Raw genomic sequence first — 11,329 nt, forward strand, 5'->3', positions numbered from 1 at the left:
TGGAACAGCTCCCACAACTCGTCCGGCACCAGCCGCTCAACGATCCCCACCACGGCCGACAGCCTACCCAGGCAGCCAAATGAGATGGTGTCTTAAAGCAACGCTAACCGACCTCTGCCCGTGGCATCATACGTTTCACTCATCTCGCTTCCGGGTGCGCTTCCGGCTCGGCCGCCACGAGGTCCCATACCGGTTCTTCTGCGTCCCGAAGCTGCTTGGCAAGGGGAACGCAGCAGCCAAAGCGGGGCTTTTGAGAGGAAGCAGTCATCCGCCTCCTGCCGACAAGCTGCTGGTGACGAGCCCAGATTGCCAGGAGCATGAGAGGCGCTGAGAACACTAAGCACAGCGTGTCGGTAGATAGACCCCCGCGCGGTGGGTGCGGAAGCTGTCGTGGTGTTCTTCGTAGCGTCTTGTGCATGCCTCGAAGTAAACCCAGCAAGGCTGATCAGGAACTGATGCAGCATGCCCGCGCGCAGGGCTATGCGGTCAGCGCGAGTCAGCTTGAGCGAGGCGCGGTCCGCGCCCTCGCCGTCTCCGGCGGCTCTTGCAGTCGATCAGGACGACCTGGCGGCCCTGTGCGGCGATGAGGTCTGGTGTCCAGCGCAGCGAGCTGGTGGTGTGGTGCAGGGCGAGCCGTACGGGCTCGCCCATGACTCCCTGCCCCAGGGGCTGACATGCCAGCCGCGGCGGTTGAGTTCCTGGGTGACGCGCTGTTCGTGGGCGTCACCGATCGCCTTCCTTCTCTGAAAGCTCGGCATACGGGGGAGTGTGACGCATGCGGGGCCCGGCAAAACGGCAACCGTCCTCGACCCCACATGCTTCGGCCACTGCCGGCCATCGTCCGTGAGTGTCCGGCAGTGTCCGGTTGAGTCTCATGGTGTCTCGCTGTGTCCCACTGTGACTTGCTCGAAGTTGGCCGAATGCAGGCGCATCGTCGCAGTCGTTGGAGCCCCGTGTTCGGGACCGTTCCTGTGGCTTGTCAGCAGGCTGCGGTACTGCTTTGCTGCCCCCGCAACTGGGGCAGCAACGTCTGGTCGGGGCACAGCAGCTGTTCCAGCCGGGGCTTGGGCAGAGCCTCCTGCCGGAGAACTTCTCCTTGTGTAAGAAGCGCGCAGGCCTTCGCAGCCAGAGGCTCGGGAAGCCAGGTTGCCGCTGCTCGGATGCGGCCTGCGTCTGCGACTGGAACAGCACGGGGCGGCCGGGTCAGGAGCGGGCCGTACAGGCCGGCGGCCGGCACCAGGAGGGGCAGGCCGGCTGCGCGGGCTCGTTCGGCTGCCTGCTGGGCGCATTCGAGGCCGTCGAGGTCGAGGTCGGTGTACAGCAGCAGCTCCTCGATGGGGTGCTCGCGTTCCTTGAAAGTCTCCAGGCAGGTGGTGAGGGAGGCGACGAGGTGGTCGCCTCCGCCGTAGGCGAGCCAGCCCACCTCCTGGCGTCTGGGCCAGCCCCTGAGGATGCGGCGCAGGCTGGTGAACGCGGCGCTGTTCTCGACGATCAGCATCCACGGTGCGGGCCCGAGCTCGTACATCGCCAGGGGCGCGGGGGAGGGGAATGCCCGCAGGTGGTCGGTGATGCTCAGCAGGCCCGCGGTGACGAGGCGGTGGGTGGTGATGCGGGCGAGGCGTTTCTCGTCGCCGTACAGCTCGTAGGAGCGTTCGGGAATTGGGACGGGTTCGGCGTCGGGGTGGTCGCGGAGGTGGTCGTTGATGGGGGAGAGGAGTTCGAGGTCGGCCCGGCTCAGCGGCAGATGTGCGGCGAAGGCGAGGGGCTCGACCCAGGCCCGAGGGACGGGCCGTTGGGCGCGGGCCTGGCGGGGGGCGAGCCGTTCCACCCACAGGGGGAGTGGGGGTTCGGCGCTGAGGTCCCAGCCCCGGCCGCCGGCGGCGGGCAGCCGGAGGATGCCCGCGCCGGCGAGCTGTGCTGCGGCGCCGGCGAGGATCCGGCGCCGCAGCACAGAGGTGGGCAGGCTGGAGTCGCCCGCGTCGGCGGCCTGCGCCAGCAGGTCGAAGCCGATGCGGCTGCGAGTCTGGCCGGCGAGGAAGGCGGTCATGTGCTCGGCCGGTGTCACTCGTCGCCCTCCGTGTCGCCGTTTTCGGTCTCACCGCTCTGGTGCGGGATGCCCGGGCCGGCATCTTCCTGCCCGGTGTCCTGGGCGCTGTGGCGGTGCAGGCGCGCGGAGGTGATGCCGTCGTCGTAGGCGTGCTGCATGCCGCGGCTGACGGCGTCCCCGTAGCGGTCGGCGATCTGCACGTACTGCGAGCGGGTGCGGGCGTCGATGCCGTTGCGCAGGCGGATGATGAGCGGGAAGCGTTCCAGCGCGGGAAGATCGTTCGATCCCGTGGTGTAGACGAGCTGGATGCCGTGGGCCGCGGCGACCTTGCGCTGCAGGCCGATGAACGGCGCGTAGTTCGCCTTCCCGAACGGGTTGTCCAGCACCAGGGTGCCCACGCCTCCCGATGCCTTGCGGCCCTGCTTGGCCGCGCGCAGCCGGGCCAGAGTGCAGTACAGCAGGACCGACACGGTGAGCAGCTCGCCGCCGCTGAACTTCTGGATCTGAGTGACCGAGTTGCGCTGGACGATGTCGAGGGACTGCGTCGGCTTGATGATCTTCGCGACGACGTTGCCGCGCCCGCCGAGAGCGGCCAGGACCAGTTCCTTGGTCAGTGTCATGGCGTCCGGCAGGGCCGTGGCCTTGGCCGCGGTGCTTCCGGCGACGGCGGTCATGCGGTCGATCTCGGTCGACAGCCTGCGGGCGAGGACCTCGTCGTCGGGCAGGTGGCGGATCTCTAGGCTGAGGAACTGCTGCCCCGACCAACTTCCCAGCCCCTGCGGCAGCCGGGAATGGCGGGCCACCTGCTGGACGTCGTCCAGGACTGTCCTCACCAGCGCGAGACAGGTCTGCACGACCATCAGCTGGTCGTCAGCGAGCTCGGCCAGCTCACCGAGGACGACCTTCTCCCGCAGATCGATCTCCTCGATCAGCTCCGCCAGCCGCGCCGGGTGGGACAGATCGTTCAGCAGCCGTTCCAGCAGCCGGCCTTCGACCACGTCGCGGTGCGTCTGGTCCTGCGCCAGGCTGTGCACCTTGCGCACCGACTTCTCCAGCTTCCTGCGGGCGTCGTCGTGGGCCTTCGCCGCAGCGTCGACCAAGCCGGTCACCGCCTCCTCCAAGGCCTCGGCCTGTTCGGGCGAGACAGAGGACAACGAGGAGGTGCCGATCTGCAACTGCTCGACAAGGCCGAACAGCTGGGCGTCGAGCTGCGCGGCACCGGCGTGGTCCGGCGCCGCGTCGTGCACCGGGTCGCGGTGACGGCCGGCCGTGTCCTTCACCCCGTGCGCGCATCGGGCTACCCGGTGCGCTGCGCCCCTCGCCTTCTCGGCGGCGATGTGCAGGTCTCGCACCTTCAGCTGGTGTTCCTGGGCCGTCGCGTGCGCCCGCTTGACAGAGCCCTGGACCTCCGCCAGGGCCTTGAAGGCGCCGGCGGCCGTGTGGAACGGGCCTGCCTGGTCGGCACGCGCGTCGTAGGGAGGGTCGAGTGCCTCCACCGCGGCTGATGCCTCCTGCCACGCCGTGTCGGCCTTGTGCTTCGCCTCTCTGGCCACCCCCCGACGCTCGATGGCCGTCTCCTTGGCCGCCTCGGCCTCGGCCCGCTTCCTGGAGCGATCCTCCGCCTCGCCCGCGTGGGGGGAACGCGCGAGCTGCTCAGCCTCGGCACAGACTTCCCCGGGCTTGGCACCGAGAGTCCGGGTGAGTTCCGTGATCCGCATGGCACAGCCCTCGACCCGCGCCCGCAGGCCTGCGTCCCCGATCTCACCTTCCCAGTCCCGCCGGGCCTGATCGAAACGGCTGCGCAGGGTCTCCACAGCGGTCGCGGCCAGCTCGGCGGCACTCAACGCGTGACCGCAGCCGGCGGGGAGGTCGGCATCGAGCCGCTTGATCTCCGAGGCATGGCGCCGCTGACGCTCCTCAAGCCGCCGCAGCAGGTCACGAGCCGCGCCCTGCCGGGCCTCTGCTTCCTCGCGAGCCTGCGTGTACCGGCACATGTCCGCGGTGTGTACCGGCAGTGCCTGGCGGGCCTGCTCCATCTCCGCCCGGCAGACAGGCATCACGCGCTCATGCGCCTCGGCCAGCTCCCGCACCCGGGGAAGAAGATCCGTGAGCGTCACCAGCCGCCCGGTGAGGCCATCAATCTCCGGCCCGAGCGCGTCCGCGTCCTCACGCGCACGCCGCGCCTGCTCCTTCAGCAGACGGTGCTTCTCATGAAGGGCGTCGGCCTCGTGTTCCAGACGGGCAACGGCCGCCTCGAGCCCCTCGCGCGGACCGGCACCGAAGACGTCCATGTGAGCCTGGAGCCGGCGTGCGAGCGCAGCATCCGACTCCCGCCGACGGACCAGATCCCGTACGCGTCCTTCCAGCCCCTCCAGCCGGTGTTCCAGCCGCAACTGCTCCCGCTCAGCGGCGTCCGCTTCGAGCAGTCCCGGGTGAACGGGCAGCACCACCGTGCCCGCGCCGGCAGCCACTGCGATCGCCTGCCGCGCCTGATGGTCCTCACCCACCGCGATCACCGACGCCGTGACACCCGCACGCTGCGCGAGCGTAGTCAGGTCCTCTCCCTCGGGAAGCGGCCCGCACACCACCACACCGCCGATCAGGTGAGGCACGGCAGCCACCACCGCGGCGTGCTCGTCGGCACGGAACACCTCCCGCAGGAACTGAAGTCCCGACACCGCAGGAGCGCCCAGCACCCGCAGACGTTCCACCGCCCGCTCGACCTCCACCGGAGCTGGCAGGAAGCCGACATCCTGAAGTGCCTTCACCGCACGCCGGTCGTCGACGCCGTCCACCTGCTCCTGCAGCATCAGAGCATCGCTCTGCTGCCCGGCCGCTGCCAGCAGATTCAGAAGGTCCCCAGCCACCTGGTCCAGATCCAGCACGGTCCCGGGCTCGGCGCAGGCCAGCTCCAGCAGCCGCCGGTCGGACGCGAGTTCGCGCCTGTCGGCCTGCAGAGAACTCAACCGGTCCCACTGCGCGCTGTGGCGCTCATGAGCCGCCGCGAGCTGTACGGCGCAGGCCGCCTGCTGCTCTGCCAGACCGGAGAACAGTGACATCGAAGCTGCCTGCCGTACGCGGTGGTCCTGCAGCCGCTGGCCCACAGCAGTGTGCTCGTTCGTGCAGCGGGTCAGCGCGTCGCCCGGATTCTCCAGGGGCTCGATCAGCCCGTCCCGGCGGGCGCTCTCGACGGCCTCTTCCGCAGCTGCCAGCTGTTCGGAGGCGCGGCGCAGCCGGTCCTTCGCCTGCCACTGTGCCTTCGCCGCCTGTGCGTGGCCGTCCTCCGCCGCCTGGCGTTCGGCAGCCGCCTCCTCGCTCTTCTGCTGAGCCTGTGCCACCTCGCCGGTCAACTCCTCGACGGCACCGGACAGCCTGTCCCGCAGCGCCGCTCCCGCGGCCTGCATCGCCTCGTGCAACGGGGCCTGCCGTACGTCCTGGCGTTCCAGCAGCTGTCTGAGACGCCGCTCCTCCTGCTGCTGGGCATCGAGTTCGAGCACCGTGTCCACCAGCTCCCACGCCTGATGGGCCAGCTGGGCCTCGGCTGCCTTCTTCTCGCACCGTCCCAGCTCCGTGCCGGCGTCGTCGGCGGCCCACTGCGCGGCGTGCCGAGCCAGCACCACCAGGCGCCGCTCCTCCTGCGCGGCATGCCTCCTGGCGTCGGCTTCCGCCGCCTGCTCTGCGGTGGCCTGTGCAGCGGCCGCTGCCGCCGTACTTCCCAGCATCTGGGCCCGGTCGGACAAGTGCTCCGCCGCACGCAGGGCCACCCGCACCTGTTGCGTGAGCGTCTCCTGCTGTACGGCCGCCAGGGCGCTGTGCTCGGTGACAGGCTTCAGCGCCAGCAGGGCCGCGGCAAGGAAACCCTGCTCCCTCTCCCGGCCGGGACGCCGCGCCAGCTTGGCCGCCGTCTCCTCCAAAGACGCGCGGACCACTGCGGGATCCTGCGGGTCGCAGACCAGATCGATGAGGAAGTCGACGAAGTCCTCACAGGTGGAGAACTGGAACAGCTCCGTGATCCCGCCCTCCTCCCGGTTCATGTCCCGCTGGATCCGCAGGACAGCCGGGTCGAGCCTGAGATCGGACAGCAGCGTGCGCCACTCGGTCTGGTCTTTGGCGATACGCAGATGCAGCCCGCGCTGTGCCTTGCCCGCGTCGGCCAGCCTCTTGAGGAACGCGCTCTGCGTCAGCTGCCCACCCTCGGTACGCACCGGGAGGCAGTCCAGGTCGAGGAGTCCCGGCAGCGGCCGGAAGGCATACCAGCGGCGCACCAGCAGCTCCCAGCCGGTCTCCACGTCAGCGGGCCGGTGCCCGTCCTGCCACTGGTACACCCCTCCGGTGACCAGGGCGGGGCCCCCACGGGGCAGGGAGGTGTCCTCCCACTCGGCGATGACATGGGAGACCTTCTGGTCGGGCACGTAGTCGGCCAGGGACTTGCCCTTCTTGTGGCCGATGAAGTCGCCCTTCGCCGGCAGGAAGAGGCTGAAGATCAGCGACAGCAGGCTCGACTTGCCGCCGCCGTTGCGCAGCCACAAGATCACGTCGACGGCCGGCATCACTCGGCCGTCCACTTGGCTCACGCCGCCCGTCAGATCCAGGACCAGCGACTTGAACCCCGCAGCCGCATGCCCGATGTTCACCAGCTGCAGACGTCGCAGACGGTGCATGTCACATCTCCTCGGTGTCGGTGTCGGTGTCGGTGTCTGCGTCTTGGGCGCGCCGGATGTCGCGCAAGGTCTCGAATGCCGGCGTCGCCGCCGCTTCACCGACCTGTAGCCGGAACCTGTGCAGCAGCCGGTAGTGCCCGGCGCCGAACTCCGCCGCCGGCATCGCCATGCCCTGGTGCACCAGCCACTCCAGCGCTTCGCGGATCACGCTCTGCGTGCTCGTCTGCGTGACTCCGTGTCCTCCCGCGGTCGGTTTCGCCGGCGGGCGCCTGTCATACATCCGCCACACGGCATCGACGGCTGGCTCAGGCATCGGCAGCCCGTCCTCTCCCTTCGAGGCCTCCCTCAGCTGCTCCACCAGGTGTCGCAGGAAGGCGTCCACCTCGCCGACACTGATGCGCTTGACCGTCTCGTCTTCCAGGTCGTGCTCGGTCGGATACACGCGAGCCGCGATCGCGACGTGCACCAGCCCGAGCACCAGGCGCTGCTGCGCCGACCGCTTCAGGTCGTCCTTGAGCCGGTAGGTGAACAGCCCGCCGTCCTGGGCATGCAGGACGAGACCTTCCTGGGGGTGTGCGGCGATCACTTGCGCACCCAGCCCCTGGCTGATCGCCTCGACCTTGTCCCGGAAGGTCTTGTCCATCCGGTAGCGCTGCAGGAGATCCCGGTAGCGTGCGTCGGCCAGCGGACGCAGCTTGGGCCGGCACCCGTACCGCACCAGTTCCGCCGCGTCCTGAAGATCCTCCAGAGCCGCAACCGTGCTCATGCCGCAGCCTCCTCGAGCAGTTCCTCTTCGATCAGGGAGTGAGCCGGAACGACGAGCAGATCGCTGCCGCCGTAGAGGCCGTCGTCGAAGCACGCGCCGTCGTCCAGGACCACCAGCTGCTCGCCCAGCAGGTCCGACAGGTCGTGCACACCGCCCTCCTCGTCGTCGCGCTCGGGATCCGGAGCGAACGCCGCCAGCACTGTCAGCGCGAGAACGTCGGCCACCGCCGGACCGAACTGCAGAGCATCGGCCAGCAACTGCGACAACCTGACCGGCCCGGCCAGAGCCTGCGCCAGCACCCTGCGTGCCTGCGCATAGTCGAGATCACTGTGACCCGCTGCGTCCGCCATCAGATCGTCGTCCGTCAGCTCGACGACCTCGTCGTCCTCGAACGTCCCACCGCTCTCCCGCACCGGCGCCAGCAGCAGGCTCCACCAGTCCCGCAGCCGCGGCAGACGCGCCACGACCGGCCCGCTCAGCGCATCGGTGAACACCTCGGTCACCTCAGCAGCCTCCGCCGCGCCCAGCTCCAGCAACGGCAGCAACACATCGCCCTGCAGAGACACCCTCGACAGCTGGGGGATCGGACGGAATCGCTGCTGGGCCTGCGACTGCAGGAACGTCGACCGAGCCCCCAGGACCTCCTTGAGCAGCTGTGAGTGCCGGTGATGTGCTCGCTGAAGCAGCTGCAGGATGCGCATGCAGGTCAGCAGCACATCGCTCTCTTTGATCCCGTCGCGTGCCGTGCGCATCAGCTCGATCAGCCCTTGCTCGGCCCGCTGCCGCTCGAGCAGGTGGCTGCGCGCCGCGTCGAGGAGATCCGGCACGTGACGTCCCCAGTCCACGGCCCGCACGTCGCGCTCGGTCTCCCGCAGCACCACCCGGATCCGCTCCGCGTACGCCAGCGATAGCTTCAGGCTCTCCCCGGCGCTTTCCTCCGCCCGGCCCCACCGCCCGGTACGCACCTGGCGGCGCAGGATCTCGTCCTTCGCCGCCTGGTGGTCCTCCACATCGACGTCCATCCCGGCCAGCAGCAGATTGATCGCCGGCACACTCGCCCGCAGCACCGCCCGCCCGTCCCGCCCGATCTCCTCGCTCAGCAGCCGCACCCCCAGCTCCTGCCGGCAGTGCCCCTGCCGGTAGTCGCTGTAGGCGACGGCGAAGTCCATGCCGCCGTGCTGGTCGTTGAGGAGTTCTCGCAGCACGAACCGGGCCACGGCCTCGTGCTCGTCACCGTCCCGGGCCGGTGCCGCGTCACGGGCCAGATCCACCAGGAACTCCACCACAGCCTTGGTGGTCGCCTCCTGGTCCAGGCCCTGCTGGTGCATCACCGCCTCCAGCGCCGCCAGCGCCAGAGTCCGAGGGTCGTACACGTCGGCCGGGAACTGCTGCCACGCCTGTCTCAGGTCCAGGCGGTGCAGCGGGCTGGAGCGGGCCAGGACCGTACTGCGCCGCACGAAACCGGGGTCGGACACCAGCGACTTCCACCCGCCCGTGTCACGGGGGCCGGGAGCCGCGGCCAGCAGCTGCCGCTCCTCGCTGTCCAGCAGCCGGTCCGCGCCGTCGAGATCGTCAACCAAGAGGAGAACCACCTTTACATGGCGAAATGATCGCTTTCGGGTCGTGGCGAAGAGTGCAGCACCTGCCTGTGACAATCAGGGTGAAAAAGGGGTAACGCTCTCATTATGGTGGCTGACAGCCACGCGGGTGATCTTCAAACCGTTGCAGGTCCCTGAACAGGGCAGATTCATGCGTAAGCACTCGGGCAGGCACGCTTGGAGCTGCCGCGGACTCCGGCGGTAGCCCGCGTGCCTCAGATAGCCGCGACATGGCAGGCCATCGATCCGCACCTGTGTGCCGGGCCTTGCCGTGTCCCGTCCGCTCGGGTCAACGCCGCGAAGGAGCGAGATTGACGCGCCGTCGCCGGTCCCGCCCGGCCCAGCGGTCAGCAACCCCATGCCTGAACCGCCATGCGGGGCCCTCGCCCGTGACCGGCCGAACGCTCGACAACCACACGAAGTAGCGAAGGAAGGTCGTATGTGCTGCCCGCCTCACGGCGGGGTCGTTAGACCACCGGGAGTACAGCAGCGGGCCCGGCCGGACCGGCGCCCTATGACCACAGGGGATGGCAATGGGACGCGTCAAGAAGAACAAGCCGCATGGCAATCAGACAGGAGGACGGGGCGTCGGAAGCAAGCGGACGCCTGCGACGGTCAACTGGACACCGCTGGAGCACCTCTGCGGCTGCGTCGCGGAGTGGGGCTGGTCCAGCCAGACCGCCAACCCCTTCGCCTTCAGAGAGTGGTTCATCACCCGGCTGGCCAAGCAGTGTCCCTGGCACGAGCCGACGCTGGCCGGCGTGGAGCCGTTCTCCATGCCCGACCATCACTTCGTATCGCCGTTGGCATTCCCTGGCGTCTGCTTTCAGGTCCGTAAGGCGACAGGTGACAACGTGGCCCTCGGCGCCGAACTGGCAAGGCGTCTTTCCTCCCTCCTGGAGAAGGCGAGCCAGGGGGATGTCGAGCTGCTTGCCGGCGCGCCTCCCGCCTTTCGTAGCTGGCTGATGATGCACGCGGACAACCCCGCCCAGGAATGGATCGACCACGAACTGACCGAGATCATCCTCAACCAGGGGCGCTCCGCTCTGCCCCGGGAACTCCTTGAACACGCTGCTGCCTTGGACATGGCCAAGCCGTCCAGCCCGCAGCCGACGAGTGCGGCGTGCAACGTGTGTTCCTTTGCCGCGTCGGTGGGCGGCCTGCTGTGTGAGTGCGGGCACGACTGGAGCTGTCACCCCGGCACGCCTGGAGAAGGCGAGCCCTGCTCCCACTGCCCCTGTCCCAACATGATCCATATCTGACCCGGCCGCACCGGCCCCTGGCTGTGCTCTGCAAGCTCGTGACGGCGCCGACGCTCACGGGCGGTGGCGCCGTCACCTCACGGGATGGGTCCCCAGCCGGCAGCCTCAGCGCGCTGGCCACCGTGAAAGTCCCGGGCCGAACACTCTGGTGACGCGCCACCGCCGACTGCGAGGTCGCCTGCGCGCCCACAGTGTCACTCCTCCGTCGCTCAAAGGCTTTCGGAGGGTAGATTCAATGTGTTGCCGTCCGCACGGATGTAGGGGAAGCGGCGCTGGAACGCCTCGTACCTTCCCCGCATGTATGCGGCAGCCTCCTCCTGAGAGGGCAGTGCGGGCTGCACGGGAGGCGGCCAGGGCTGAGATGAGATGTGGCGCAGGGCCAGGGCGGCTGTCTCGAGGGGATGGACAGTACTGTTCACCGCTTGCTCGTGCGCTGTGCGACAGGCATGAAGCAGGTTCCGTTCCAGCCGCTGGAACTGCAGTGGGTCGAAGACGGCCAACGCCCTGCCGACTGTGTACGGGGGCGCAAGCCGCAGACCGATGTGCCCCACGTGCGTGATCAGAGCCAGAGAGTCGGGCGCATCGTCTGCTGCTGCGGCGAGCACACCGCTCCAGTTCTGCGCCAGCAGCCACTTCTCGACGGCTCGCGGGATGCCGCCGGGGCCGTTCACCGGTGTGGAGGAGGTGACGTGGTGGAGTACGCGCCAGTACTCTTCCTCTGCGTCCAGACGGGCGTGCGCGAGGTTCTCCATGAAGCTCGGGAGTACCGGTGCGGGCAGGACGATGCAGATAACCTGGCCGTCGTCCCGGCCTGCGCGCATCGTCAAGCTGCCGTGCATGGCGCCGATTTCGAGCATGTCGACCACCACGGTTCGGCGACCGGTGAAGCTGGCCCTGGACTGCTGTCAACGCTCTCTGAAATCTGACCCCCGGCGAGTCTCTGAAAACTGACCCCCCATGTTGTTGGCCGCCGAGTGCCCTGGTCGTGTCGTCAG

Annotated in this window: 7 protein-coding genes; 1 reads left to right on the top strand and 6 read right to left on the bottom strand. The window is 69.0% G+C overall.

Translation table 11 applies throughout. The annotated features are described in order from the left end of the window. Positions 1-486: 486 nt before the first annotated feature. The 5 genes from AB0E62_RS39315 to AB0E62_RS39335 all read right to left on the bottom strand — a co-directional run bounded on the left by AB0E62_RS39315 (position 487) and on the right by AB0E62_RS39335 (position 9,054). A complete protein-coding gene (locus AB0E62_RS39315; RefSeq protein WP_362205726.1) occupies positions 487-651 on the bottom strand; it encodes a hypothetical protein in 165 nt (54 codons plus the stop codon). A gap of 328 nt (positions 652-979) precedes the next feature. Beyond that, positions 980-2,065 carry a hypothetical protein gene (locus tag AB0E62_RS39320; RefSeq protein ID WP_362205729.1) on the bottom strand — a complete coding sequence of 362 codons (1,086 nt, stop codon included), beginning with the start codon at positions 2,063-2,065 and terminating at the stop codon, positions 980-982. Beyond that, positions 2,062-6,708: a hypothetical protein gene (locus tag AB0E62_RS39325; protein ID WP_362205732.1), complete on the bottom strand. Its 4,647-nt coding sequence runs from the start codon at positions 6,706-6,708 to the stop codon at positions 2,062-2,064. Before AB0E62_RS39325 ends, AB0E62_RS39320 begins: the two co-directional genes overlap by 4 nt. Position 6,709: 1 nt before the next feature. Then, a complete protein-coding gene (locus tag AB0E62_RS39330; protein WP_362205735.1) occupies positions 6,710-7,474 on the bottom strand; it encodes a hypothetical protein in 765 nt (254 codons plus the stop codon). Further along, positions 7,471-9,054 carry a hypothetical protein gene (locus AB0E62_RS39335; RefSeq protein WP_362205737.1) on the bottom strand — a complete coding sequence of 528 codons (1,584 nt, stop codon included), beginning with the start codon at positions 9,052-9,054 and terminating at the stop codon, positions 7,471-7,473. The genes AB0E62_RS39330 and AB0E62_RS39335 overlap by 4 nt, the downstream gene beginning before the upstream one ends. Before the next feature lie 551 nt (positions 9,055-9,605). Here AB0E62_RS39335 and AB0E62_RS39340 point away from each other — a divergent pair. Next, positions 9,606-10,334, top strand: coding sequence for a hypothetical protein (locus AB0E62_RS39340; RefSeq protein WP_362205740.1), 729 nt, complete (start codon positions 9,606-9,608; stop codon positions 10,332-10,334). A 209-nt stretch (positions 10,335-10,543) separates the two neighbouring features. Here the strand turns inward: AB0E62_RS39340 and AB0E62_RS39345 are convergent, their stop codons facing one another. Further along, complete coding sequence (locus tag AB0E62_RS39345) at positions 10,544-11,191, bottom strand: hypothetical protein (RefSeq protein WP_362205743.1); 648 nt, start codon at positions 11,189-11,191, stop codon at positions 10,544-10,546. Positions 11,192-11,329 lie beyond the last annotated feature (138 nt).

Origin of the sequence: Streptomyces sp. NPDC038707 (genome assembly GCF_040636485.1) — a bacterium.
Classification (GTDB): Bacteria; Actinomycetota; Actinomycetes; order Streptomycetales; family Streptomycetaceae; genus Streptomyces.

Coding starts and splice junctions, on each gene's coding strand:
- AB0E62_RS39315 (WP_362205726.1), bottom strand. CDS start 651: ATGGGCGAGCCCGTACGGCTCGCCCTGCACCACACCACCAGCTCGCTG.
- AB0E62_RS39345 (WP_362205743.1), bottom strand. CDS start 11,191: ATGCTCGAAATCGGCGCCATGCACGGCAGCTTGACGATGCGCGCAGGC.
- AB0E62_RS39325 (WP_362205732.1), bottom strand. CDS start 6,708: ATGCACCGTCTGCGACGTCTGCAGCTGGTGAACATCGGGCATGCGGCT.
- AB0E62_RS39330 (WP_362205735.1), bottom strand. CDS start 7,474: ATGAGCACGGTTGCGGCTCTGGAGGATCTTCAGGACGCGGCGGAACTG.
- AB0E62_RS39340 (WP_362205740.1), top strand. CDS start 9,606: ATGGGACGCGTCAAGAAGAACAAGCCGCATGGCAATCAGACAGGAGGA.